A 24,962-nucleotide genomic window follows, 5' to 3' on the forward strand; every position below is an offset into this window, starting at 1 on the left:
TTCTATTCCTTGGGCAAGGGCCGGCTAGATCAGCGTGGCGAGCTCGCGGACCTGCTCGGTGTTGCGTCCGGACACTACCATCATGGTGACTCCGGCGGCCTCCCAAACCTTGATCTGCTTACGCACGTAGTCCAGGTCGCCGACGATCGCGGAGTCGTCGACGACCTCGTCGGGGATGATCTCGGCGGCCTTGTCCTTCTGGTCGGAACGGAACAGCGCGGTCACCTCGTCGACGACCTCGGCGTACCCCATCCGCCGATAGACGTCGGCGTGGAAGTTGGTGTCCTCGGCGCCCATGCCGCCCATGTAGAGGGCCAGATACGGCTTCATCGCCGCGAAGGCGGCGGCGCGGTCGTCGGTGATGACGATGTTGGCGGTCGCGCAGATCTCGAAGTCCTCGCGGCTGCGGCGCGCGCCGGGCCGGGCGAACCCCTCGTCGAGCCACTCGTTGTAGGTGTCGGCCATCCGCGGGGTGTAGAAGATCGGCAGCCACCCGTCGCAGATCTCGGCGGCCAGCGCGACGTTCTTGGGGCCCTCGGCGCCGAGCATGATCGGGATGTCGGCGCGCCGCGGATGGGTGATGGGTTTGAGGGCCTTGCCCAGGCCGGTCGTTCCCTCCCCCGTCAACGGCAACGGGTAGTGGGGCCCGGCGCTGGTCACCGGCTTCTCGCGGGCCCACACCTGCCGCAGGATGTCGATGTACTCGCGGGTGCGGGCCAGCGGCTTGGGAAACTTCTGGCCGTACCAGCCCTCGACGACCTGCGGGCCGGAGACGCCGAGGCCCAGGATGTGCCGGCCACCGGACAGGTGGTCGAGCGTCAGCGCGGCCATCGCGCAGGCCGTCGGGGTCCGCGCGGACAGCTGCACCACCGAGGTGCCCAGCCGCACCCGCTGCGTCGACGAGCCCAACCACGCCAACGGTGTGTAGGCGTCGGAGCCCCACGCCTCGGCGGTGAACACGGCGTCGAATCCGGCCCCCTCGGCCGCGGCGACGAGCTCGGCGTGATTTTCCGGCGGCTGAGCGCCCCAATAGCCCAGCTGCAACCCCAGTTTCATGTGTTTGCCTTTCCCGCGGGAGACCCGACAAAAGAAAAATTTGAATCCGTTCTTAGAACCTGTTCTACTCGATGGCGTGACAACCAGTTCGAGTAGCCCGACCTTGATGGATCACCCTGAACCACCGCTCTCCGCGCCACTGACGTTGTCTTTCGACTACACCCGTTCGGTCGGCCCCACGCTGAGCAAGTTCTTCACCGCACTGCGTGAACGCCACATTCTCGGGGTGCGCGGATCCGATGGCCGGGTGCACGTACCGCCGCCGGAATATGACCCGGTCACCTATGAGCCGCTGGGCGAGATGGTACCGGTGTCCCCCGTGGGCACCGTCGTGTCCTGGACGTGGCAGCCCGAACCGCTGGAGGGCCAGCCGCTGGACCGGCCTTTCGCCTGGGCGCTGATCAAGCTCGACGGCGCCGACACCCCGCTGATGCATGCCGTCGACGCAGGGGAACCGAGCGCGATCCGCACCGGCACCCGGGTGCACGTGCACTGGGCCGACGAGACGGTGGGCGCCATCACCGACATCGCCTGCTTCGCGCTGGGCGGTGAGGCCGAACACGTGACGGAACAGCCTGGGGGCGAACAGGATCCGGTCACGATGATCGTCACGCCAATCTCGCTGACAATCCAGCACACCGCCTCGCACGAGGAGAGCGCCTACCTGCGGGCCATCGCCGAGGGCAAGCTGCTCGGCGCACGCACGGGCGAACACGGGAAGGTCTACTTCCCGCCGCACGGGGCCGACCCGGCCACCGGCCAGCCCACCACCGAGTTCGTCGAACTGCCCGACAGGGGCACGGTGACGACGTTCGCGATCATCAACATCCCCTTCCAGGGCCAGCGCATCAAGCCGCCCTACGTGGCGGCCTACGTACTGCTCGACGGGGCCGACATCCCGTTCCTGCACCTGGTCGCCGACATCGACGCGCACGAGGTGCGCATGGGCATGCGGGTCGAGGCGGTGTGGAGGCCGCGCGAGGAGTGGGGTTACGGCATCGACAACATCGAGTACTTCCGCCCGACCGGCGAACCCGACGCCGACTACGACACCTACAAGCACCACCTGTAAAGGCCTTACTTTTCATGAGCGAACGCAACGTTGCGGTGGTCGGCTTTGCCCATGCCCCGCATGTCCGCCGCACCGACGGCACCACCAACGGCGTCGAGATGCTGATGCCGTGCTTCGCCCAGCTCTACGAGGACCTCGGCATCACCAAGGCCGACATCGGCTTCTGGTGTTCGGGCTCTTCGGATTACCTTGCCGGGCGGGCATTCTCGTTCATCTCCGCGATCGACTCGATCGGTGCCGTGCCGCCGATCAACGAGTCGCACGTGGAGATGGACGCGGCGTGGGCCCTCTATGAGGCCTACATCAAGATCCTGACCGGCGAGGTCGACACCGCGCTGGTGTACGGCTTCGGGAAGTCCTCGGCCGGGGTGCTGCGCCGCATCCTGTCGCGCCAGACCGACCCCTACACCGTCGCTCCGCTGTGGCTCGATTCGGTGTCGATCGCCGGACTGCAGGCCCGGATGGGACTCGACTCGGGCAAGTGGGACGAACTGCAGATGGCGCGCGTGGCCTTGGATACCTTCGCGACCGCCCCCCGGGTGGATTCGGTCGAGCCGTCGGTGAGCCTGGACGAACTGCTCGAACGGCCGTTCTTCGCCGAACCGCTGCGGCGCCACGACATCGCACCGATCACCGACGGAGCCGCCGCGATCGTGCTGGCGGCCGGCGACCGGGCGCGCGAGCTGCGCGAGAACCCGGCCTGGATCACCGGCATCGAGCACCGCATCGAGACCCCGGTACTCGGCGCGCGCGACCTCACGGCGTCGCCGTCGACCATGGCGGCGGCCAAGGCGGCCACCAGCGGCGTCGTCCACAACATCGACGTGGCCGAGATCTGTGCGCCCTTCACCCACCAGCATCTGATCCTCGCCGAGGCGATCCGGCTGCCGGGGCAGACGAAAATCAATCCGTCCGGGGGTGCGCTGGTCGCCAACCCGATGTTCGTCGCCGGCCTGGAGCGCATCGGATTTGCGGCACAACACATCTGGAACGGTTCGGCCGGGCGGGTGCTGGCGCACGCCACCAGCGGGCCCGCCCTGCAGCAGAACCTGGTCGCGGTCATGGAAGGGAAGAACTGATGGCCGGAAAGCTCGCGGCGGTCCTGGGCACCGGACAGACCAAGTACGTCGCCAAGCGCCAAGACGTTTCGATGAACGGGCTGGTGCGCGAGGCGATCGACCGGGCGCTGGCCGATGCCGGTGCCACGTTCGACGACATCGACGCGGTCGTGGTCGGTAAGGCCCCCGACTTCTTCGAGGGCGTCATGATGCCGGAGCTGTTCATGGCCGACGCCATGGGCGCCACCGGCAAGCCGATGATCCGCGTGCACACGGCCGGCTCGGTCGGTGGATCCACCGGGGTGGTCGCGGCCAGCCTGGTCCAGTCCGGCAAATACAAGCGCGTACTGGCGATGGCCTGGGAGAAGCAGTCGGAGTCGAATGCCATGTGGGCGTTGTCGATTCCGATTCCGTTCATCAAGCCGGTGGGAGCCGGGGCCGGTGGCTACTTCGCCCCGCACGTGCGGTCGTACATCCGCCGCTCCGGCGCACCGTTGAACATCGGCGCCATGGTCGCGGTCAAGGATCGCCTCAACGGGGCCCGCAACCCGCTGGCACATCTGCACCAGCCCGACATCACGCTGGAAAAGGTGATGGAATCCCCCATGCTGTGGGACCCGATCCGCTACGACGAGACCTGCCCGTCCTCCGACGGTGCCGCCGCGGTCGTCATCGGCAACGAGGAGATCGCCGATGCCCGTGTGGCGCAGGGACATCCGGTGGCGTGGATCCACGCCACGGCGCTGCGGACCGAGCCGCTGCAGTTCTCCGGGCGCGACCAGGTGAGCCCCCGGGCGGGCCGCGACGCGGCCGCCGCGCTGTGGAAGGCGGCGGGCATCAAGAGCCCCATCGACGAGATCGACGCCGCCGAGATCTACGTGCCGTTCTCGTGGTTCGAGCCGATGTGGCTGGAGAACCTCGGGTTCGCCGCCGAGGGCGAGGGCTGGAAACTCACCGAGGCGGGCGAGACCGCGATCGGCGGCCGGCTGCCGGTGAATCCCTCCGGCGGGGTGCTGTCGTCGAACCCGATCGGCGCCTCGGGGCTGATCCGCTTCGCCGAAGCGGCGATCCAGGTGATGGGCAAGGGCGGCGACCACCAGGTGCCCGGCGCCCGAAAGGCGTTGGGGCACGCCTACGGTGGCGGCTCGCAGTACTACTCGATGTGGGTGGTCGGCGCGGACAAGCCGGAGCGGGTGGACGCATGACCGAGACCCCGGCGACGATGGCGCATCCCGCGCACGAGGCTGGCCGCCGGTCCCGGGAGGCGGTCATGGCCCGCGACAAGGACGCGTGGCTGGCGGTGTTCGCCGAGGATGCCGTCGTCGAGGACCCCATCGGCCCGTCCGCCTTCGACCCGGAGGGCAGGGGGCACCGCGGGCGCGACGCGATCTCGGCGTTCTGGGACAAGGCCATCGCGCCGACCACCAGGATCGAGTTCGTCTTCCGCGACACCTACCAGTGCGGGAACGAGGAGGCCAACGTCGGGCACATCCTCATCACCACCGGCGACTTACAGGTGACCGCGGAAGGCGTCTTCACCTACAAGGCCAACGACGAGGGCGAGATGGTGGCCTTGCGCGCCTACTGGGAGATGGACCGGGCCGCGGCGAGCGTGCGCAAGGTCTAGATCGGATCCAGCCCGGCCAGGTGCCGCTGAGCCAGATCCCGATAGGCCTGCGGGTTCAGGTTGACCCACATCTCGGCACCCGTACCGGCGACCGGCCCCTTGACCTGGGCCGGCGCCCCGACGGCCAGCATGCCGGCCGGGATCTGGTTGCCGGCCGTCACCAGCGAGTGGGCCGCGATCAGGCTGCGCGCGCCGATGACCGCGCCGTCGAGGACGGTGACGTGGTTGGCGATCAGCGCCTCGGGCCCGACGTGGACGCCGTGGATGACGCACAGGTGCGCCACCGTCGCTCCCGGACCGATGTCCACGGGGATGCCAGGCGGCGCGTGCAACACCGACCCGTCCTGCACGTTGGCGCCCTCCCGCACGACGATCGGGCCGAAGTCGCCGCGCAGCACGGCGTTGAACCACACCGACGCCCCCGCCTCTACCGTGACGTCGCCGATCAGGGTGGCCGTCGGCGCCACGAACGCGGTGGGATCGACCCGGGGCGCGCGTCCCTCGAAAGAAAACAGCGGCATCCGCTCAGATATACGCCCCGGATGAATCTTCGGTGGTCAGACCCGCCGTCGTTGCATATGCCCGACGTAAAACTGTAACGTGTTCTAGTTAGAGGCCCGCGAGTTGGAGGTGACAGGTGACTACCGACACCAATGCGGTCGGCATCCGGGAGATCGATTCCGGCGCGCTGCCGACCAGGTACGCCCGCGGCTGGCACTGCCTGGGCGTCGCAAAGGACTACCTGGACGGGAAGCCGCACGCCGTGCAGGCGTTCGGCACCAAGCTGGTGGTCTTCGCCGACTCCCAGGGTGAGGTGAAGGTCCTCGACGCCTACTGCCGGCACATGGGCGGGGACCTGTCGGAGGGCACGATCAAGGGCGACGCGGTCGCCTGCCCCTTCCACGACTGGCGCTGGGGCGGCGACGGGCGCTGCAAGCTGGTGCCATACGCCAAACGCACGCCCAAGACGGCGCGCACCCGGGCCTGGACGACCGACGTGCGCGGCGGCCTGCTGTTCGTCTGGCACGACCACGAGGGCAATCCCCCCGACCCCGCGGTCCGGATTCCCGACATCCCCGAGGCCGCCAGCGGCGAGTGGACGGACTGGCGGTGGAACAGCATCCTCATCGAGGGATCGAACTGCCGCGACATCATCGACAACGTCACCGACATGGCGCACTTCTTCTACATCCATTTCGGCCTGCCAACGTACTTCAAGAACGTCTTCGAGGGCCACATCGCCTCGCAGTACCTGCACAACGTGGGCCGGCCGGACGTCAACGACCTGGGCACCTCCTATGGCGAGGCGCACCTCGACTCCGAGGCGTCCTACTTCGGGCCGTCGTTCATGATCAACTGGCTGCACAACAGCTACGGCGGCTACAAGGCCGAGTCGATCCTGATCAACTGCCACTACCCGGTGACGCAGAACTCCTTCGTGCTGCAGTGGGGCGTCATCGTCGAAAAGCCCAAGGGCATGGACGAGGCCATGACCGACAAGCTGTCCAAGACGTTCACCGAGGGCGTCAGCAAGGGCTTCCTGCAGGATGTCGAGATCTGGCGGCACAAGACCCGGATCGACAACCCGCTGCTGGTCGAGGAGGACGGCGCGGTCTACCAGTTGCGCCGGTGGTACGAACAGTTCTACGTCGACGTCGCCGACATCAAACCGGAAATGGTGGAGCGCTTCGAGATCGAGGTCGACACCACCCGCGCCAACGAGTACTGGAACACCGAGGTGCAGGAGAACCTCAAGGCCAAAGAGGCCGGCGCCGAAGCCGTTCCGGGCGACGTGCCCGCCGAGCAGCACTGAATCGAACGTGCCGGAGGACCACCCCGCGTTACCCGACGTCGATCGGCTCGCCCGATCGATGCTGTCGCTGCGCGGTGACGCCCACGACCACGCCCACGAGCCCGCCGGCTCGGGCGGTGGCGACGACTCATGGTCGAAGTCAAGGGATTTCAGTGACGATCCGCGGCGGGCCGCCGCAGTTCGGGAGGCCAGCCGCGCCGACCGGGAGCGCTACCTGAGCTCCGGGTTGCGCCCGGTGGACTGCCGCTTCTGCCATGTGACGGTGAACGTCAGGCGGCCGGGGCCGGGCCACACCGCGGTCCAGTGGACCACCGAGGCGTCGCAGCGTTGCGCGTATTTCGCCGAAATCCGCCGCTCCGGCGGGGATTCGGCACGCATGCGATCGTGCCCCAAGCTCGGCGACAGCATCGAACACGCCGTCGCCGAAGGCTACCTCGACGCGGCCCCCGACGAGGACTGACCCCGCGTCGGCCCGGGCCGTTACAGGCCGGCGAATCGCTCCTTGACCATCTCCGTGGTCAGCCCGTAGTCGGCAAGGGAATACGTGTGTTTGGGCGCCCGCTCCCCCGACTGGCTCTCGGCGTGGCTGGACTCCATGGCCACCCGCGCTTCGTCGGTCAGCGGGATGCCGAAGTGCCGGTAGATGTCGGCCACGGTGCCGAGGGGATCGGCGATCAGGTCCCGGTAGTCGACGTCGTAGAACTGGGCCGGATCGTATTTGGCGCGTGCGGTGTTGAACAGCTCGAGCCCGCGCGACCAGGTGTCCATCGAGTCGGCACCGATCTGGGCGCCGACGAACGTCGTCGACCAACCCTCGGTGGTGTGCTGGGCCAGTGAACACATCGAGGCCATGATCGTCTCGACGGGCCGGTGGGTCTGAATGACGAGCGCATCGGGGTAGGTGGCCATCAGCGCGTCCACCGCGAACAGGTGGCTGGGGTTCTTGAGCACCCACCGCTTGTCGGCGTCGTTGAGTCCGATCAGCTGAAGGTTCTTGCGGTGCCGCCGATACGACGGCGTCCAGTCTTGCTGCGCAAGCCATTTCGCGTAGCTCGGGAGGTGAGCGAGGGTCTCGTAGGACACCGAGTGCAGCGACTGCCGCAGCAGCTGCCAGCATTCTTCGAGTTCGTAGGCGGCCATGAAGTGCAGGCCCGTGTAGCCGGGGTTCTCCTGGTGGTGCCGGGTGAACTGGTCGTCGAGTTGGCGGTAGAATGGGTTGGACACCCAGGTGTCGCGCGGCGGGCGGGGCTGCGGGAATTCGGCGAGCCACATGTGCAGACCTTGGTGGGCCGGGTCGGCCCCCAGCAGCCGGTGCAGCGCCGTGGTGCCGGTCCGCACCAACCCGGTGACGAAGATCGGCCTTGCGATGACGACGTCGGCGTGCTGGGGATACTGCTTCCACGCCGATTCCGACAGCAGCCTGGCCACCAGCGCGCCGCGCAGGAAGAACCGGTTCATCTTGCTGCCCAAAACCGTAAGACCGGCCTCACGCTGGTAGGAGTCCAGCAGCACGCCCAGCGCTTCGCGATAGTTGTCGTCGTCGGCGCCGAAGTCGTCGAGCCCCACCAGTTTGGTGGCCGAGGCGTGCAGCTCCTCGACGGTGCCGATATCGGTCCGGTCCGACATCAGTTGTGGTACTCCCCGCAGTTGACGTCCAGGGTCTGCCCGGTGATGCCGCTGGACAGGTCGCTGGCAAGGAACAGGATCGCCGAGGCCACCTCGTCCTCGGTGGGCAGCCGCTTCAAGTCGGAGTTGGCCGCGGTCCCCTGGTAGATCTGATCCACCGTGGTGCCGTACTTGCCGGCCTGGTGCTCGAAGTAGGCCTGCAGCGTGTCACCCCAGATATAGCCGGGCGCAACGGAGTTGACCCGGATTCCCTTCTCGCCGAGCTCAGTGGCCAGCGAGTGCGACATGGCCAGCAGCGTGGACTTGGCCATCTTGTAGGCGCCGTACTTGGCCTGCGAGTGCCGCAGCACCATGGAGTTGACGTTGACGACCGATCCGTTCGCCTTCTCCAGCGCGGGCGTGAACGCCTGGATGAGACGCAGCGCCCCGAGCGCACTGAGCTCGATCGCGTCGCGGATGTGCTGAAAACTGGTGCCGGCCAAGGGTTTCATCGACGGCACCCGGAACGCGTTGTTGATCAGCACGTCGACCTTGCCATAGGTCGCCATGGCGGTCTCGACGAGCTTGTTCACCTCGTCGTCGTCGGTGATGTCCGCGCGGACCGACAGCGCCTTGTGGCCGGTGTCGCCGACCTGCTTGGCGACGGCCTCCAGGCGGTCGAGGGTGCGGGCCGCGAGCACCAGGTCGGCACCCTCGTTCGCGCACCGGTGCGCCAACGTGGTACCGAGCCCCGGCCCCACACCGCTGATGACGACAACCTTGTCCTTGAGCATCTCTGCCATTTTCACCCCAGCATCCTGGCCGCAATTTGTTGTTGCCGCAGCGTGATCCGGGCACGCCACTCGTCCTCGGAGATCTTGTTGTGGTCGAAGTGCGGCAACGCGTCCGGTACCGCGCCGAAGTCGACCAGCTCGACGGTCGGTCCGTCGGCCTCGCCGACCGGGTGGGACACCCGTTGCCAGCGGAACTGCAGAATGCCCCGCCGGTGGCCGAGCGTTTCGACCCAGTTGGTCACCCCCGGGTTCTGGTCGGCGACGACGATGCGCACCTTGCCGTCCGGGTCCGCTTGGGCCTGAGTGTTGTTCAGCGAGGTCTGGTGGTTGATGTAGTCCAGCGAGATGTACCACATGCTGCCCAGCTGGAAGCCGAGGTAGGGTGCGTCCGACACCGGGACGGTGATCACCAACGCCTGGTCGGGCCGCAGGTCGAAATGGCCGACCGAGGAGTACTGGGTCGCCAGGCCGCCCGGTGTCAGCCGGGGCGCGACCATGGTGTTCACCGGGATGTCGAGGTAGAACCACTGCGGGAACTGCAGCCAGGTCTTGACCCGGTTGACGAGTTGCTTGGCGGCTGTGGCATAACGCTTTTCGATGGTCTCGCGGGTCAGCGGCGGCGGCCCGGTGCCCGCGGTGTCCAATCGGGAGATGGCCAGGGTGCCGCGTTGCGCCGCCCAGTCGGCGTACACCTCGCGGATCACCAGCTGGCCGGGACTGGTCGGGCGCACCCGCCACTCGAAGCTGCCGTCCGCGGCGATCTCGAGCTCTCGGTCGTCGAACGCGGCCTGGCTGGCCGGCACGTTGTCGTCGGTGTACTCACCGCCGAGCAGCTGAAAGCTGAGGTCGGTCGTGGTGCCGCGCCTGCCCGTCACGACGTAGTCGTGACCGGCGTGCACCCGCGTGCCGAAGTAGAGGGTGTCGGGGTTGTCCAGGCCCATCTTGGTGAACGGTCCGGTGCCCGATTGCAGGAACGGGTGGTCGGGCTCGTAGTCGAAGGCCAGGTGCATGCAACCGGCGATGCAGCCGGCCAGATACTGCAGTCCTTCGAGCAGATCGGCTTCGGTCTCGATGTGCGGTGCGGCGGCGACCAGTTGCTCGGCTTCGGCGATGGCAGAGATGAGCGGGCCTGAAAAGGAATCGGTGAGCACGCCTAGACGCTAGAACGTGTTCTACTTTTTCGTCAATGGCGAACGTTCCCGCGCGTCGTGCGCGGCATTCAGCGACGAGGCCGACTCGCTAGGGTACGCACTGCTGCGACAGGTCGATCAGATGCTGCCGCACGTCGGGATGCTTGTTCAGATAGGTGATGACGTTGCCGCCGTCACCCTCCGCCTCCGACTTTTCCTCTAGCTGCCGATGCAGGTCCGGATGACGCTCCAGGTACGAGTTGATCGAGTTGCCCACGGTCTGATTGCAGTCCGGAGCGGCGCTGGCCACGGGGAGCGCGATCACCATCGACGCGATGGCGCCCAACAAGCCGGCCCCGACGACGCGGGTAACCCCGCCCCTGCGCCCACCGGCAGTAGTAATCACGGTCATGCTGGCCAGGTTACCCGCGTTCGCGCCGCACCAATCCTTACGTGACCTGCGCCGCCGCTGGGCGCTACCCGCCGTACGGCAGCCCGCCGCCGAAGGGCATGAATCCGTTCATGAACGACCCCAACCCCATCAGGATGTTCGATGGCGGCACCTGCATGCCGCACTGGTTGCGCTGGGCGGACAGCGGGGCGCGGATGCTCTGCAGGTCACGTGCCACGCCGGGATGGCTGTTCAGGTAGTTGCGCAGGTCGGGTTCGGCCTGGGCGGGCGGTTGCTGCGCGATTCGGGTCAGCCGCTGGTTGACGTCGGGATTGTCGGCCAGGTACTGGCTGATCCTGTCCGACGTCGTGCTCAGCCGGCCGGCGTGGGCGCTCGAGCTACACGGGTCGGGTGCGGCGTGTGCCGCGGGTGCCACTGTCGCGGTCGAGGCGGCGGCGCTGAGCAGACCGCCGGCAAGGATGCCGAGCAGGCCACGGCGCACCTGGGGGGCGGGCACGGTCATCGGGTTGCTCCTTCCATCGCTCGGCAGTGCCTCGGACTTGTAAGCCTTACCCGACGCGGTCGTCGGCAAAACAGATGGCGCGAAACCACCTGCAGCACAACGGAAATCGTCAGTCTCGGTGTTCCTGAGACCCGAACCGACCGGAAGGATTACCGGGTCGCGGTTTTGAGTTCCGGCAGTTCGGCTTCCACGGCCACCCTTTCCCGCGGTCCCTCGACTTCGGCCGCGGGGGCTTTCGTCGGGGCCTTCGGGGCGTTGGCCGCAGCCGGGCCTGCCGCCGCCGACGTCGCGACGAGCGGGGTGCCCGCCGCCGGGGTGCTCACCACGGCTTCCGCTTCGACGGCTTCCACCGCTGCCGCGACCTCCGAGGGCGGCGGCGCGGCGGCTTCCGGCGCCGGAGCCTCCGCGGCGGGTGCGGGCGGCGAGCCCGCAGACGCCGAGCCCGCTACCCGCGCGGCCATCATCGCTCCCATGCCGACGGCTCCCGCGAGGCCCGGGGCTGTGCCGGTGACGCCCGCGGTGCCGACGCTCGAGGTGTCGGCCACCCCCCCGCCGGTGCTGGCGCTGGTGGCCTGAGTGGGTCCGCCACCGGCCATGTCACCGCCGTAGGAACCCGCGGTGCCTGCGCTCGCACCGCCCGTCGTAGCCGCGAGGTTCACGCCGCCGACAACTCCGCCGACAACTCCGCCGCCACCCACGTTGGCGGTCGTCTGGGCGGCCCCGGCGTTGCCGGCGCCGGCGCCGGCGCTGCCGCCGGTAAGGGCGCCGCTGCCACCGCCCATACCACCCATGCCCGGCAAGAACGGCATCGGCGGCATCGAAGCCTGCCCCGAGGTCAGTTGCGCGGCCGCCGCCGACGCCCCACCGTGATAACCCACCATCGCGGACACGTCCTGGGCCCACATCTCCGCGTAATTGAACTCGGTCTGCGCGATAGCCGGCCAATTCTGCCCGAACAGGTTCGACATCACCAGGTTCACCAGGCCGTTTCGGTTGGCCTCCACCGCCAGCGGGTGGACCATGGCCGTCAGCGCGGCCTCGAACTCGTTTGCCACCGCCTGGGCCTGGGCCGCCGCACTGGCCGCCTGGGAAGCCGCGGCATTCAACCACCCGGCGTATGGTGCCGCCGCCGCGGCCATCGCCGAGGCCGCCGCACCCTGCCACGCCTGCCCCGCCAATGTGGAAGTCACCGACGCAAAAGACTGCGCGGCGGAGGTCAACTCGCTGGCCAACCCGTTCCAGGCCGCCGCGGCCTGGAGCATCGGAGCCGACCCCGCACCGGAGTACATCAGCAGAGAGTTGATCTCCGGTGGCAACGTCATGAAACTCATCGGACTCCCCTAATGCCGACTGGCGGTCGATAATACGAAGGTAGGACAATCCGGGCTCAGAATCACCCGTTTGCGCCAGACTTGAATAAATCCAGCTAGTGGGCTGGGTCACACCAGCAAATTGACGACTTGGTCAGTGCGTGGCGGCTGTCCCGTTGTCTTGTTCGCGTTTGATTTCCAGGGCGATGTCGATGAGTTGGTCTTCTTGGCCGCCGATGAGTTTGCGCTGGCCGGCGCGGTGCAGGAGTTGGTGGGCGGGCACTCCGTAGCGTTCGGATTGGCGGACGGCGTGTTTGAGGAAGCTGGAGTAGACCCCGGAGTAGCCCATGACCAGGGCGTTGCGGTCCAGTACGCATTCGGCGGGCATGGCCGGGCGTACGACGTCCTCGGCGGCGTCGGCGATGTCGAAGAAGTCGATGCCGGTCTTGACGCCGATCTTGTCGAACACCCCGATCAGGGCCTCCACGGGTGCGTTGCCGGCCCCGGCGCCGAAGCGGCGACACGAGCCGTCGATCTGCTTGGCGCCCGCGCGGACGGCCTCCACCGAGTTGGCTACGCCCAGGCCGAGGTTTTCATGGCCGTGGAAGCCGACCTGGGCGTCCTCGCCGAGTTCGGCGACCAGCGCGGCGACCCGGTCGCGGACCCCTTCGAGGACCAGCGCGCCGGCCGAGTCGACGACGTAGACGCACTGGCAGCCGGCGTCGGCCATGATGCGGGCCTGGGCGGCCAGTTTCTCGGGAGTGATGGTGTGGGCCATCATCAAAAACCCGACCGTTTCCAGGCCCAGGTCGCGGGCGAACCCGAAGTGCTGGATGGAGACGTCGGCCTCGGTGCAGTGGGTGGCGATGCGGCAGATCGCCCCGCCGTTGTCCTGGGCCTCTTTGATGTCGTCCTTGGTGCCCACCCCAGGCAGCATCAAAAAGGCGATCTTGGCCTCTGTGGCCGTTTCGGCGGCGAGTTTGATCAGTTCTTGTTCGGGGGTTTTGGAAAAGCCGTAGTTGAAGCTCGACCCGCCCAGCCCGTCGCCGTGGGTCACCTCGATCACCGGCACCCCCGCGACGTCGAGGGCCGCCACGATCGCCGCGACCTCGTCGGTGGTGAACTGGTGGCGCTTGTGGTGCGAGCCGTCGCGCAGCGAGGTGTCGGTCATCCGCACGTCCCAGATGGGGTTGAAGAAGATGTCCTGCGTGCTCATCGTGTGCCTCCTGCCACCGACAGCATCTCTTTGGCGATCTCCTCGCCGACCTTGGTGGCCGCCGCGGTCATGATGTCCAGGTTGCCCGCATAGGGGGGCAGGTAGTCCCCGGCGCCTTCGACCTCGACGAACGTGGTGACCAGGGCCTGCCCGCCGGAGTTAAGCGAGGGGTCGTCGAACTGCGGCTCGTTGAGCAGCCGGTAGCCGGGCACATAGGTCTGCACCTCAGCCACCACGTCGTGGATGGATTTGGCGATCGCGTCGCGGTCGGCGTCCTCGGGGATGGCGCAAAAGATGGTGTCGCGCATGATCATCGGCGGGTCGGCCGGGTTCAAGATGATGATCGCCTTACCGCGCACCGCCCCGCCGATGCTTTGCACGCCGCGGCTGGTGGTCTTGGTGAACTCGTCGATGTTGGCCCGCGTACCCGGCCCCGCCGACACCGAGGCCACCGACGCCACGATCTCGGCATAGGGCACCCCGCCCTGCTCGGCGACCGCACGCGAGACCGCGTAGACGATCGGGATCGTGGCCTGGCCCCCGCAGGTGATCATGTTGACGTTCGGGGCGTCCAGGTGCTCGCGCAGGTTCGCCGGCGGGATCACCGCCGGACCCACCGCCGCCGGGGTCAAATCGATGGCCCGGATCCCGGCCTCGGCGTAGCGGGGTGCGGCCTGCCGGTGCACATAGGCACTGGTCGCCTCGAACACCAGATCGGGTTTCTCCGAGCGCCCCAAAAGCCAGTCCACCCCCTCATGGGTGGTCTCCAAACCCAGCTTGCGGGCCCGGGCCAGGCCCTCGCTGGCCGGGTCGATGCCCACCATCCAGCGCGGTTCCAGCCACTCCGAGCGCAGCAGCTTGTAGAGCAGGTCGGTGCTGATGTTTCCCGACCCGACAATGGCCACTTTCAAGGCCACACCCGCTTGAGACGACGGCATGAAGAACGCTCCTATTCGAACGACAACCCGACCGCGCCCAGGCCGGTGAACTCGGCGACGAACTCATCGCCGCCGCGCGCGTCGATGGCCCGCGTACACGACCCGGGCAACACGATGTCACCTTTGCGCAGCCGTACCCCAAAGCTTTCCACCTTGCGGGCCAGCCAGGCCACCGCGGTCACCGGATTGCCCAGCACCGCCTCGCTGCGGCCCTCGGCGATCACCTCGCCGTTACGGCTCAACACCGCCTCGATCCCCGTGACGTCCACCTCGCCCGGCGACACCCGCGCCGCGCCCAACACGAAACCCGCCGAGGAGGCGTTGTCGGCGATGGTGTCACACAACGCGATCTTCCAATCGGTGATCCGGGTGTCGATCAACTCGATCGAAGGAACCAGCGCCTCGGTCGCGGCCAGCACGTCATCCTCGGTGCAACCCGCCCCCGGCAGGTCGGCGGCCAAAATGAAACCCACCTCCACCTCGACTCGCGGGTACAGGTACTTGCCCGCCTTGACCGGGGTGTCCTCCAACACCCGCATCTCATCGAGCAGATGCCCGTAATCGGGCTCATCGACACCCATCATCTGCTGCATCGCCAACGACGACAGCCCCACCTTGTGCCCCACCACCCGGGCACCCCCCGAGACCCGCCGACGAATGTTGATCAACTGAATCTCATAAGCATCCACCACATCGATCTCAGGATGGGCAGCCGTCAACGGCGCGACCGGCTCACGACTCAACTCAGCACGCCACAACCCCGCAGCCAGCTCGTCGCGAACCTGCGCACTGAGCATTTACCGAAGTCCCCTCGTCCGTTTGACCGGGCCGGTAGCGCCCGGCCCGAGCAATTCTATAACGTGTTCTACATGACAGCGCAGGAGTTCGACGTCGTCGTGGTCGGCAGCGGCGGAGCCGGCATGGTAGCTGCCCTCACCGCCGCACACCGAGGCCTCTCGACGATAGTCGTCGAAAAGGCCTCTCATTTCGGCGGCTCCACCGCACGCTCGGGTGGGGGCGTGTGGATTCCCAACAACGAGGTGCTGCAGCGCTACGGCGTGCCCGACACCGCGGAGGCGGCCCGCACCTACCTGCACGGGATCGTCGGCGACGTCGTGGAGCCGGAGAGGATCGACGCCTACCTCGACCGCGGGCCCGAGATGCTGTCGTTCGTCCTCAAGCACACCCCGCTGAAGATGTGCTGGGTGCCGGGTTACTCCGACTACTACCCCGAGGCGCCGGGCGGGCGCGCGGGCGGGCGTTCGATCGAGCCCAAGCCGTTCGACGCCCGCAAGCTCGGGGCCGACATGGCCGGGCTGGAGCCGGCGTACGGCAAGGTCCCGCTCAACGTCGTTGTGATGCAGCAGGATTACGTGCGGCTCAACCAGCTCAAACGACACCCGCGCGGCGTGGTGCGCAGCCTGAAGGTCGGCGCGCGCACGATGTGGGCGAAGGCGACGGGCAAGAACCTCGTCGGCATGGGCCGAGCGCTGATCGGCCCGCTGCGGATCGGGCTGCGGCAGGCCGGCGTGCCGGTCGAGTTGAACACCGCACTCACCGACCTCTGCGTCGAGGACGGGGTGGTGCGCGGAATCTATGTGCGCGACACCGACGCACCCGAATCGACCGAGCCCCGGCTGATCCGGGCCCGGCGCGGCGTGATCCTGGCCTGCGGCGGATTCGAGCACAACGAACAGATGCGGGTGAAATATCAGCGGGCGCCGATCACCACCGAATGGACCGTCGGCGCCAAAGCGAACACCGGCGACGGCATCCTAGCCGGTGAAAAGCTGGGCGCAGCACTGGATTTGATGGAGGACGCGTGGTGGGGCCCGACGGTGCCGCTGGTGGGCGCACCGTGGTTCGCGCTCTCGGAGCGCAACTCGCCGGGCTCGATCATCGTCAACATGTCGGGCAAGCGGTTCATGAACGAATCGATGCCCTACGTCGAAGCCTGCCATCACATGTACGGCGGGGAGTACGGGCAGGGGCCCGGACCCGGGGAGAACATCCCCGCGTGGCTGGTGTTCGACCAGCAGTACCGCGACCGCTACATCTTCGCCGGATTGCAGCCCGGCCAGCGCATTCCACGCAAATGGCTGGATTCCGGGGTGATCGTCCAGGCGGACACGCTCGAAGAACTGGCCGAAAAGGCGGGACTGCCGACCTCGGCGTTCACCGCCACGGTGGCGCGCTTCAACGGCTTCGCGCGTTCGGGCGTGGACGCCGACTTTCACCGGGGGGAGAGCGCCTACGACAAGTACTACGGTGACCCCACCAACAAGCCGAATCCCAACCTCGGCGAGATCAGCCACGCGCCGTACTATGCCGCCAAGATGGTTCCCGGGGACCTGGGCACCAAGGGCGGTATCCGCACCGACCTGCACGGCCGTGCGCTGCGCGACGACGGCACCATCATCGAAGGGCTCTACGCCGCAGGCAATGTCAGCGCCCCGGTGATGGGACACACCTATCCCGGCCCGGGCGGCACCATCGGTCCGGCCATGACCTTCGGGTATTTGGCCGCTCTACACATCGCGGGGGAAGCCTGAGATGCCCATCGACGTGGACGTCGCCCTGGCCGCCGAGCTGGAACCCATCGAATTCTCTTGGACCAGCAGCGATGTGCAGCTCTACCACCTCGGGCTGGGCGCCGGCAAAGATCCGATGGACCCCCACGAACTGCGTTACCTGGTCGACGACACACCGCAGGTGCTCCCGACGTTCGGCAACGTCGCCGCCACCTTCCACATGACCACACCGCCGACGGTGCAGTTCCCCGGCATCGACATCGAGCTGAGCAAGGTGCTGCACGCCAGCGAGCGGATCGAGGTGCCGGCACCGCTGCCGCCGGCGGGTTCGGCGCGCGCGGTGACCCGGTTCACAGACATCTGGGACAAGGGCAAGGCCGCGGTGATCTGGAGCGAGACCACGGTCAGCGCCCCGGACGGCACCCTGCTGTGGACGCAGAAGCGGTCCATCTTCGCCCGCGGCGAGGGCGGATTCGGCGGTTCACGCGGGCCGTCGGGATCGGACGGGGCTCCTGACCGGGCGCCCGATCTGGAAGTCGCGATGCCGATCCTGCCGCAACAAGCTCTGCTCTACCGGCTCTGCGGCGACCGCAATCCGCTGCACTCGGATCCGGAATTTGCTGCGGCAGCGGGCTTTCCGCGTCCCATCCTGCACGGCCTGTGCACCTACGGCATGACCTGCAAGGCAATCGCCGACGCCCTGCTCGACGGCGACGCCGGCGCGGTGGCCGCCTACGGGGCCCGCTTCGCCGGGGTGGCGTTCCCCGGTGAGACGCTCAGCGTCGCCATCTGGAAGGAAGACGGCCGTGTGATGGCCAGCGTGGTCGCGCCGTCGCGCGACAACGCCGTGGTGCTCTCCGGCGTCGAGCTGATCCCGGCCTAACCCTGCGCCGAGCGCCCGGCTAGCCGGGGGTTCGTCCTCGTGTGCCCGGCTGGCCGGGCGAACGACGAGCACGCGCGGCACGAACCCTGTGCAAGATGTCGCCCGGCCGGTCGCCGGCGACCACCCTCACGACGATCCAACCCAGACGCTCGAGCCTTTCCAGCCTCCGGACATCCCAGGTGTATTGCCGGCGATCGTTGCGGTGCTGCTCACCGTCGTACTCCACGGCGACTTTGAGCTCCGCCCACCCCATATCCACATAGGCGAAAACACTGCCGAACTCGTCGAGCACCGGAATCTGTGTCTGGGGCCGCGGCAGGCCGGCCTCGATCAGGACGACGCGAAGCCATGACTCTTTCGGCGACTGCGCACCGGCATCGAACAGGTCGGCGGCTCGCCGTGCTCGCACAATGCCCCGGCGTCCCGCATACCTGCGTGCGAGCAGCTCGACGTCGGCTGCCTTGATTTCCGTCGCTGCCGCCAATGCGTCGATACCCGCCACGGCGGTCATCGTCGGGTACCAGCAGCCGAGGTCCAGTGCCGTCCTGGTCGGCGATGTAACCGCCAGGCCGCCAATGGTGTCGATTTCGTCCGCCGCGACAATGTCTCTATGCAGCTGCATGCCCACCGAGCGGTGGTGGTTGGCGTGGATGAGTTCCACGACTCTTCTGTCGTCGACCCATTTGCTTCCGTGCAGGGCGGCCGCCGAGAACCCCGCCACAATTCCCCGGCGGCCGGTCCACAACCACGCGGCCTTGGCGCGCACCGCGGCGGTCAGCTCGGCGTCGCGATCGATGTAGACGCCTCGAAAAAGCCGGTGGTAGCGCGTCTCCAATTGGCTCTTGGTCACTAGGCCACAGGCAATGGCTTCGCTCCCGACAAACGGCTCACCCATCGCCGCAGGGTCGCACGCCTGACCACCGGCGTCACTTCAGCCGCCCAGCGCCCGTCCAGCCGCACGATGAGCACCGAACGCCCGGCCAGCCGGGCGCCCGGCAGAACGAAGCGGCTAGCCGAGGATCAGGCCCGACGTGGGCACGCCCGTGCCCGCGGTGACGAGCACGTGCTCGACGTCGGGCACGGGGTTCACCGAGGTGCCACGCAGCTGCCGCACGCCCTCGGCGATGCCGTTCATGCCGTGGATGTAGGCCTCGCCGAGCTGGCCCCCGTGCGTGTTGATCGGCAGCCGGCCGCCCACCTCGATCGCCCCGTCGGCGATGAAGTCCTTGGCCTCGCCCTTGCCGCAGAAACCCAACTCCTCCAACTGGATCAGCGTGAAGGGCGTGAAGTGGTCGTAGATGACCGCGGTCTGGATGTCGGACGGTTTGAGCCCGGACTGCTGCCAAAGCTGGTGGCCCACCACGCCCATCTCGGGCAGACCGAGCTCGGGGCGGTAGTAGCTGACCATCGTGTACTGGTCGGGGCTCGACCCCTGCGCCGCCGCCTCGATCACCGCGGGCCGCTGCTTGAGGTCCCGCGCGCGCTCGACCGACGTCACCACGATCGCGACCGCGCCGTCGGTCTCCTGGCAGCAGTCCAGCAACCGCAACGGCTCGGCGATCCACCGCGAATTCTGGTGGTCCTCAATGGTGATCGACTTCTCGTAGAAGTACGCCTTCGGGTTGTTGGCGGCGTGCCTGCGGTCGGCCACCGAGATGGCGCCGAAGTCCCGGCTGGTCGCACCCGAGGAGTGCATGTAGCGCCGGGCGATCATGGCGACCTGCGCGGCCGGCGTGGAAAGCCCGTGCGGATACGAAAAGGAGTTGTCTGCAGTCGTCGAATCCGCCTGTGCGCCTCCGTCTCCCACCAGACGGGTCTGCACCTGGCCGAAGCGCATGCCCGAGCGTTCGTTGAAAGCCCGGTAGGCGACGACGACGTCGGCCACCCCGGTGGCGACGGCGATCGCGGCCTGCTGGACGGTCGCGCACGCGGCGCCGCCGCCGTAACCGATCTGGGAGAAGAACTTCAGATCACCGATGCCGACGGCACGCGCGACCGCGGTCTCGTTGTTGGTGTCCATCGTGAAGGTGGTCAGCCCGTCGACGTCCGACGGTGACAGACCGGCATCGCCCAGCGCGTCCAGCACGGCCTCGGCCGCCAGCCTCAGCTCGCTGCGGCCCGAGTTCTTCGAGAAGTCGGTGGCGCCGATGCCGACAATCGCCGCTTTACCGGACAGCATCACGCATCCCCCATCGTCAGCGTCACCGTCGCGATGACATGATCGCCAAGGCTGTTGCGGCCCAGCACCTTGACGGTGACCAGACCGTCCTCGATCGCGGTCACCTCACCGGAGAACGTCACCGTGTCGTAGGCGTACCACGGCACGCCCAGCCGCAGCCCGATCGACTTGATCAGGGCCGACGGACCGGCCCAGTCGGTGACGTAGCGCTGCACCAGGCCAGTGTCGGTCAGGATGTTGACGAAGATGTCCTTGGACCCCTTGGCCTGCGCCTTGTCGCGGTCGTGGTGCACGTCCTGGAAGTCCCGGGTGGCCAGGGCCGTCGAGATGATGAACGTCGGGTCGCCGTACAGCTTGAGCTCGGGCAGCGTCGTGCCCACTTCGACAACGGGTGCGCTCATGCCGAAGGCTCCCAGGCGTAGAGGGTCCATTCCGGCCCGGTGGCACCGGCCGGGAAGTCGATGTAGTTGGCGCGCACCGGCATTCCGATCGCCACCTCGGCGGGGTCCACGCCACGCAGCTCACCCAGCATGCGCACGCCCTCCTCGAGCTCGACCAAAGCGATCACGAACGGCAGCGTGCGGCCGGGTACCTTCGGCGCGTGGTGCACCACGAAGCTGAACACGGTGCCCTTGCCGCCGGCCACCACGTAGTCGATCGGCGCGGCTTTGTCCTGCCACACCGCGGGCACGGGCGGGTGCTGCAGGCTCCCGTCGGGGCGCCGCTGGATCCGAAGCTCGTGCGCCTTGACACCCTCCCAGAAGAAGGCGGTGTCCCGCGACGACGACGGGCGCATCATGGCGTCGGGGTCCAGGTCCTCCGGAACCGTGGAAGACGCCGCGGATTCCTCGCGCGGCCTGAATTTGAGGATGCGCCAATTCATCTCGGCGACGTCCTCGTCACCCACCCGCCAGATGATGTGCTGGTTGACGAAGAAGCCCTCGCCCAGCGCGGTCTGCTTGGGCCCGACCACGTCACCCATCTCCGAGGTGATGGCGACCTGCTCGCCGGGCCGCAGATAACGGTGATAGGTCTGCTCGCAGTTCGTGGCGACCACGCCGATGTACCCGGCGTCGTCGAAGAGCTGCATGATGGGCCCCAGCGGGTCGTCCTTGGGACGCGCACCGCCCAGCCCGAACATCGTCCACACCTGGATCATGGCCGGCGGGGCGACGATCCCGGGGTGCCCGGCCGCCCGGGCCGCGGCCTCGTCGACGTAGATGGGGTTGCGGTCGCCGATCGCCTCCACCCAGTTGTTCACCATCGGCTGGTTCACCGGGTCGCGCCCGACGCGCGGCTTGGGGGCGCCGGCCGCCTTGATCTCGGCGACGGCTTCGGCGATGTCGGTCATCTGGGCACCCTCGGCACCTTGAGGCCCGCGGCCGCAATCATCTCTCGCATGACTTCGTTCACTCCTCCGCCGAAGGTGATCACCAGGTTGCGCTTGGTCTGGGAGTCCAGCCAGTCGAGCAGCTCGGCGGTGCCCGCCTCGGCCGGGTTGCCGTATTTGCCGACGATCTCCTCGGCGAGCCGGCCGACGTGCTGAATGCGTTCGGTGCCGAAGACTTTCGTCGACGCGGCATCGGCCACGTTGATGTCCTCACCCGCCGCCGCCACCTGCCAGTTGAGCAGTTCGTTGACCCGCCACATCGAGTAGATCTCACCGAGCGCGCGCTTGACGTCGGCGTGGTCGATGGGGGTGACCCCGTCGGCACCCGGCTTGGACGCCCACGCGTGGACCCGGTCGTAGATACCGGCGACCCGACCGGCGGGCCCGAGCATGACGCGCTCGTTGTTGAGCTGGGTGGTGATCAGCCGCCACCCGCCGTTCTCCTCGCCGACCAGCATGTCGGCGGGCACCCGCACGTCGTTGTAGTACGTGGCATTGGTGTGGTGGGCACCGTCGGACAGGATCACCGGCGTCCACGAAAAACCGGGATCCTTCGTGTCGACGATCAGGATCGAAATGCCCTTGTGCTTGACCGCTTCCGGATCCGTGCGGCAGGCCAGCCAGATGTAGTCGGCGTCGTGGCCGCCGGTGGTCCACATCTTCTGGCCGTTGACGATGTATTCGTCGCCCTGGCGGACGGCGGTGGTCCGCAGCGATGCCAGGTCGGTCCCCGCCTCCGGTTCGCTGTAGCCGATCGCGAAATGCACCTCACCGGCCAGGATCGCCGGGAGGAACTTCTTCTTCTGCAACTCGGTGCCGAAAACCTGCAGCGTGGGACCCACCGTCTGCAGCGTCACGGCGGGCAGCGGCACGTCGGCGCGATGTGCCTCGTTGACGAAGATCGACTGCTCGATCGGGCCGAAGCCCAACCCGCCGTACTCCTTCGGCCACCCGACCCCGAGCTTGCCGTCGCGGCCCATCCGGCGGATCACCGCACGGTAAGCCTCGTTGTGCCGGTCCTGCTCCATCGCCTTCATCTCGTCGGAGGAGATGAGGTTCGAGAAGTACTGCCGCAGCTCGGCTTGCAGCTGGCGCTGCTCGGGGGTCAGATCGATGAACATTGCGCTCCCACCAGTTCGAGGCGATGAGATGGCCCGCCCAGCAGACGGGTCAGGTCCTTGATCGTGGAGTAGTACCGGTGCATCGGATAGGTGATGTCCATGCCCATGCCGCCGTGCAGGTGGTGACAGGTCTGCATCATCGGCGGCGCCTGCGAGGTGATCCAGTAGCCCAGGACGTCCAGATCGTCAACGGCGTCCCGGCCCTCCGAGAGCCGCCACACGACCGACTTCGCCACCAGATCGATGGTGCGCGAGGCGATGTAGACCTCCGAGAGCTGCGCCGCCACGGTCTGGAAGGTGGACAGCGGTTTGCCGAACTGCTTGCGGTTGGCCACGTAGTCGGCGGTCAGGCGCAGCGCCCCGGCCACCAAACCGTCGGCGTATGCGCCGATCATCGCCAGCGCGAGCTGGTTGACCCGGGGCGCGCCCGCGTTCGCCAGCACACCGGATTCCTCGACCGCGACGTCGTCGAACGTGACCGTGTACTCTTCGGAACCGTTCGAAGTCGGGGTGCGCACCAACCGGACACCGTCGGCCTTCGGCGAAACCACCGCGACCCCGTTGTCCGCGGTCACGATCATCCAGTCGGCCTCCTCGGCATACGGCACAGCGACTTTGGTGCCCGCCAGCCGCCCGCCGGCCAACGTGGTGGCGGGCCGGTCGGGCAGCGCGGCGCCGGGTTCGTCGAGCGCGGCGCTCAGCACACCACCCTTGGCCACCCCACCCAGAAAGCGGTCCTGCTGTTCCTCGGAGGCGAGGTCGCGCAGCGGCACCACGCCCAGGCCCAGTGTGGCCAACGCCGGCGTGATGGCGCCGTGGCGGCCCACTTCGGTGAGCACCGTCGCGACCTCGGGCAGACCCACGCCGTCGCCGCCGAGGCGTTCGGGCACCGGCAGCGCCGTCACACCCCCGTCGACCAGAGCCGTCCACGAAAGGTCCCGGCCCAGTACGGACGTGACCACGTCGGCGACGGCCTGCTGCGTCGCGGTGAGATTGAAGTCCATCAGTGGCTCACCGGGCACTGACCGGTGTAATCGACCTGCCAGTGCTTGATGCCGTTGAGCCAACCCGACCGCAGCCGCTCGGGCTCCGAGATCGGCTTCAGGTCGGGCATGTGGTCGGCGACGGCGTTGAAGATCAGGCTGATCGTCATCTTGGCCAGGTTGGCGCCGATGCAGTAATGCGCCCCGGTACCGCCGAAACCGACGTGCGGGTTGGGGTTTCGCATGATGTTGAAGCTGAACGGATCCTGGAAAACCTCTTCGTCGAAGTTGGCCGAGCGGTAGAACATCACCACCCGCTGGCCCTGCTTGATCTGCACCCCGGAGAGCTCGTAGTCCTCGAGGGCGGTGCGCTGGAACGCGGTCACCGGGGTGGCCCAGCGCACGATCTCGTCGGGCGCGGTCTCGGGCCTTTCCCTCTTGAACAGCTCCCATTGCTCCGGGTTCTGCGAGAACGCGACCATGCCGTGGGTGATGGAGTTCCGCGTGGTCTCGTTGCCGGCGACGGCGAGCATCATCACGAAGAACCCGAACTCGTCGTCGGAGAGCTTCTCCCCCTCGATGTCCGCCTGGATCAGCTTGGTGACGATGTCGTCGCCGGGGTTCTTGCCGCGCTCCTCGGCCATCTTCATGGCGTATGCGATGATCTCGGCGGACGACGTCGCCGGGTCGACGTGGGCGAACTCGGGATCCTGGTTGCCGGTCATCTCGTTGGACCAGCGGAAGATCTTGTCGCGGTCCTCCTGCGGCACGCCCAGCAGACCGGCGATCGCCTGCAGCGGCAGCTCGCAGGAGACCTGCTCGACGAAGTCTCCCGAGCCCGCCGCCGCGGCCGTCTTGGCGATGTTCTGCGCGCGGCTGTCCAGCTCGTCGCGAAGCCGTCCGATGGCGCGCGGGGTGAAGCCACGGGAGATGATCTTGCGCAACCGGGTGTGGTGCGGGGCGTCCATGTTGAGCATGACGAGTCGCTGCAAGTCGATCTGCTCGCGCGTCATCTCCTGCGGCCAGACCGGGATGGCGCAGTCCTGCTGGCTGGAGAAGATGTCGCTGCGCAGCGAGATCTCCTTGACGTCCCGGTGCTTGGTGATCACCCAGTAGCCCTTGTCGCCGAAGCCCCCGGTCCCGCCCGGAACGTCCAGCCAGTAGATCGGCTGGGATTTACGCAGCTCGGCCAGTTCCGCGACCGGCAGGCCTTTGAGGTTTCGGTCCGGATCGAGAAAGTCGAATCCGGGCGGAAGGTGGGGGCTAGGCACGCTGTTTCTCCTCACTGCTCGTGCATATGCTGTTCCTGCGACTGGCGATCCAGGGCACTAGCTCTCCTAGT

The 24,962-nt window shown here is 67.6% G+C and carries 26 protein-coding genes; 8 read left to right on the forward strand and 18 right to left on the reverse strand.

Going from position 1 to position 24,962, the window contains the following annotated elements:
- Positions 1-24: 24 nt before the first annotated feature.
- A complete protein-coding gene (locus tag ACJ512_RS26885) occupies positions 25-1,056 on the reverse strand; it encodes an LLM class F420-dependent oxidoreductase (protein WP_407687748.1) in 1,032 nt (343 codons plus the stop codon).
- A gap of 76 nt (positions 1,057-1,132) precedes the next feature.
- Here ACJ512_RS26885 and ACJ512_RS26890 point away from each other — a divergent pair, with 76 nt between their 5' ends.
- The 4 genes from ACJ512_RS26890 to ACJ512_RS26905 are packed head-to-tail and all read left to right on the forward strand — an operon-like array spanning position 1,133 to position 4,813.
- Positions 1,133-2,128, forward strand: a complete 996-nt coding sequence (locus ACJ512_RS26890; RefSeq protein ID WP_407687749.1) for a Zn-ribbon domain-containing OB-fold protein — start codon at positions 1,133-1,135, stop codon at positions 2,126-2,128.
- A 14-nt stretch (positions 2,129-2,142) separates the two neighbouring features.
- Positions 2,143-3,207, forward strand: a complete 1,065-nt coding sequence (locus ACJ512_RS26895) for a thiolase domain-containing protein (protein ID WP_407687750.1) — start codon at positions 2,143-2,145, stop codon at positions 3,205-3,207.
- Complete coding sequence (locus ACJ512_RS26900) at positions 3,207-4,391, forward strand: thiolase domain-containing protein (RefSeq protein WP_407687751.1); 1,185 nt, start codon at positions 3,207-3,209, stop codon at positions 4,389-4,391. Before ACJ512_RS26895 ends, ACJ512_RS26900 begins: the two co-directional genes overlap by 1 nt.
- Complete coding sequence (locus ACJ512_RS26905) at positions 4,388-4,813, forward strand: nuclear transport factor 2 family protein (RefSeq protein WP_407687752.1); 426 nt, start codon at positions 4,388-4,390, stop codon at positions 4,811-4,813. Before ACJ512_RS26900 ends, ACJ512_RS26905 begins: the two co-directional genes overlap by 4 nt.
- On the opposite strand, the gene ACJ512_RS26910 is transcribed toward ACJ512_RS26905, so the two are convergent.
- Complete coding sequence (locus ACJ512_RS26910) at positions 4,810-5,334, reverse strand: gamma carbonic anhydrase family protein (RefSeq protein ID WP_407687753.1); 525 nt, start codon at positions 5,332-5,334, stop codon at positions 4,810-4,812. The genes ACJ512_RS26905 and ACJ512_RS26910 overlap by 4 nt on opposite strands.
- 116 nt (positions 5,335-5,450) lie before the next feature.
- Between ACJ512_RS26910 and ACJ512_RS26915 the strand changes: the two genes are divergently transcribed.
- Both ACJ512_RS26915 and ACJ512_RS26920 read left to right on the forward strand, forming a co-directional pair.
- Positions 5,451-6,626, forward strand: coding sequence for a Rieske 2Fe-2S domain-containing protein (locus ACJ512_RS26915; protein WP_407687754.1), 1,176 nt, complete (start codon positions 5,451-5,453; stop codon positions 6,624-6,626).
- Between the two features lie 7 nt (positions 6,627-6,633).
- Positions 6,634-7,086, forward strand: coding sequence for a hypothetical protein (locus tag ACJ512_RS26920; protein ID WP_407687755.1), 453 nt, complete (start codon positions 6,634-6,636; stop codon positions 7,084-7,086).
- A 20-nt stretch (positions 7,087-7,106) separates the two neighbouring features.
- Here ACJ512_RS26920 and ACJ512_RS26925 read toward each other — a convergent pair whose 3' ends face one another.
- From ACJ512_RS26925 to ACJ512_RS26965, 9 genes are all read right to left on the reverse strand, one after another.
- Complete coding sequence (locus tag ACJ512_RS26925) at positions 7,107-8,252, reverse strand: sulfotransferase family protein (RefSeq protein ID WP_407687756.1); 1,146 nt, start codon at positions 8,250-8,252, stop codon at positions 7,107-7,109.
- Positions 8,252-9,034 carry an SDR family oxidoreductase gene (locus ACJ512_RS26930; RefSeq protein ID WP_407687773.1) on the reverse strand — a complete coding sequence of 261 codons (783 nt, stop codon included), beginning with the start codon at positions 9,032-9,034 and terminating at the stop codon, positions 8,252-8,254. Before ACJ512_RS26930 ends, ACJ512_RS26925 begins: the two co-directional genes overlap by 1 nt.
- A gap of 2 nt (positions 9,035-9,036) precedes the next feature.
- On the reverse strand, positions 9,037-10,176 hold the full coding sequence (locus ACJ512_RS26935) for a hypothetical protein (protein ID WP_407687757.1): 1,140 nt from the start codon (positions 10,174-10,176) through the stop codon (positions 9,037-9,039).
- An 88-nt stretch (positions 10,177-10,264) separates the two neighbouring features.
- Positions 10,265-10,567 carry a hypothetical protein gene (locus ACJ512_RS26940; RefSeq protein ID WP_407687758.1) on the reverse strand — a complete coding sequence of 101 codons (303 nt, stop codon included), beginning with the start codon at positions 10,565-10,567 and terminating at the stop codon, positions 10,265-10,267.
- Positions 10,568-10,631: 64 nt separating this feature from the next.
- Positions 10,632-11,069 carry a hemophore-related protein gene (locus tag ACJ512_RS26945; protein ID WP_407687759.1) on the reverse strand — a complete coding sequence of 146 codons (438 nt, stop codon included), beginning with the start codon at positions 11,067-11,069 and terminating at the stop codon, positions 10,632-10,634.
- Positions 11,070-11,218: 149 nt separating this feature from the next.
- Positions 11,219-12,400, reverse strand: a complete 1,182-nt coding sequence (locus tag ACJ512_RS26950; protein ID WP_461479896.1) for a PPE family protein — start codon at positions 12,398-12,400, stop codon at positions 11,219-11,221.
- A 133-nt stretch (positions 12,401-12,533) separates the two neighbouring features.
- A complete protein-coding gene (gene dmpG, locus ACJ512_RS26955) occupies positions 12,534-13,595 on the reverse strand; it encodes a 4-hydroxy-2-oxovalerate aldolase (protein WP_407687761.1) in 1,062 nt (353 codons plus the stop codon).
- Positions 13,592-14,533, reverse strand: coding sequence for an acetaldehyde dehydrogenase (acetylating) (locus ACJ512_RS26960; RefSeq protein ID WP_369736754.1), 942 nt, complete (start codon positions 14,531-14,533; stop codon positions 13,592-13,594). Before ACJ512_RS26960 ends, dmpG begins: the two co-directional genes overlap by 4 nt.
- A gap of 11 nt (positions 14,534-14,544) precedes the next feature.
- Positions 14,545-15,330: a 2-keto-4-pentenoate hydratase gene (locus ACJ512_RS26965; RefSeq protein ID WP_407687762.1), complete on the reverse strand. Its 786-nt coding sequence runs from the start codon at positions 15,328-15,330 to the stop codon at positions 14,545-14,547.
- Between the two features lie 72 nt (positions 15,331-15,402).
- Here ACJ512_RS26965 and kstD point away from each other — a divergent pair, with 72 nt between their 5' ends.
- Complete coding sequence (gene kstD / locus ACJ512_RS26970) at positions 15,403-17,085, forward strand: 3-oxosteroid 1-dehydrogenase (protein WP_407687763.1); 1,683 nt, start codon at positions 15,403-15,405, stop codon at positions 17,083-17,085.
- Between the two features lies 1 nt (position 17,086).
- Complete coding sequence (locus ACJ512_RS26975; RefSeq protein ID WP_369736752.1) at positions 17,087-17,947, forward strand: MaoC/PaaZ C-terminal domain-containing protein; 861 nt, start codon at positions 17,087-17,089, stop codon at positions 17,945-17,947.
- Positions 17,948-17,966: 19 nt separating this feature from the next.
- Here ACJ512_RS26975 and ACJ512_RS26980 read toward each other — a convergent pair whose 3' ends face one another.
- The 7 genes from ACJ512_RS26980 to ACJ512_RS27010 form a co-directional block, all read right to left on the reverse strand.
- Positions 17,967-18,842 carry a DUF559 domain-containing protein gene (locus ACJ512_RS26980; protein WP_407687764.1) on the reverse strand — a complete coding sequence of 292 codons (876 nt, stop codon included), beginning with the start codon at positions 18,840-18,842 and terminating at the stop codon, positions 17,967-17,969.
- A 114-nt stretch (positions 18,843-18,956) separates the two neighbouring features.
- Entirely contained in the window at positions 18,957-20,126 is a 1,170-nt protein-coding gene (locus tag ACJ512_RS26985) for a lipid-transfer protein (protein ID WP_407687765.1), read from the reverse strand.
- Positions 20,126-20,527 (reverse strand): MaoC family dehydratase, encoded by a 402-nt coding sequence (locus ACJ512_RS26990; protein WP_407687766.1) that lies wholly within the window; start codon positions 20,525-20,527, stop codon positions 20,126-20,128. Before ACJ512_RS26990 ends, ACJ512_RS26985 begins: the two co-directional genes overlap by 1 nt.
- Positions 20,524-21,477, reverse strand: a complete 954-nt coding sequence (locus ACJ512_RS26995; RefSeq protein ID WP_407687767.1) for a bifunctional MaoC family dehydratase N-terminal/OB-fold nucleic acid binding domain-containing protein — start codon at positions 21,475-21,477, stop codon at positions 20,524-20,526. Before ACJ512_RS26995 ends, ACJ512_RS26990 begins: the two co-directional genes overlap by 4 nt.
- A complete protein-coding gene (gene fadE29, locus ACJ512_RS27000) occupies positions 21,474-22,637 on the reverse strand; it encodes an acyl-CoA dehydrogenase FadE29 (protein WP_407687768.1) in 1,164 nt (387 codons plus the stop codon). The genes ACJ512_RS26995 and fadE29 overlap by 4 nt, the downstream gene beginning before the upstream one ends.
- Positions 22,622-23,641, reverse strand: coding sequence for an acyl-CoA dehydrogenase family protein (locus ACJ512_RS27005; protein ID WP_407687769.1), 1,020 nt, complete (start codon positions 23,639-23,641; stop codon positions 22,622-22,624). Before ACJ512_RS27005 ends, fadE29 begins: the two co-directional genes overlap by 16 nt.
- Positions 23,641-24,891 carry a cytochrome P450 gene (locus ACJ512_RS27010; protein ID WP_407687770.1) on the reverse strand — a complete coding sequence of 417 codons (1,251 nt, stop codon included), beginning with the start codon at positions 24,889-24,891 and terminating at the stop codon, positions 23,641-23,643. The genes ACJ512_RS27005 and ACJ512_RS27010 overlap by 1 nt, the downstream gene beginning before the upstream one ends.
- Positions 24,892-24,962 lie beyond the last annotated feature (71 nt).

This window comes from Mycobacterium cajalii (assembly GCF_045809005.2).
Taxonomy (GTDB): Bacteria; Actinomycetota; Actinomycetes; order Mycobacteriales; family Mycobacteriaceae; genus Mycobacterium.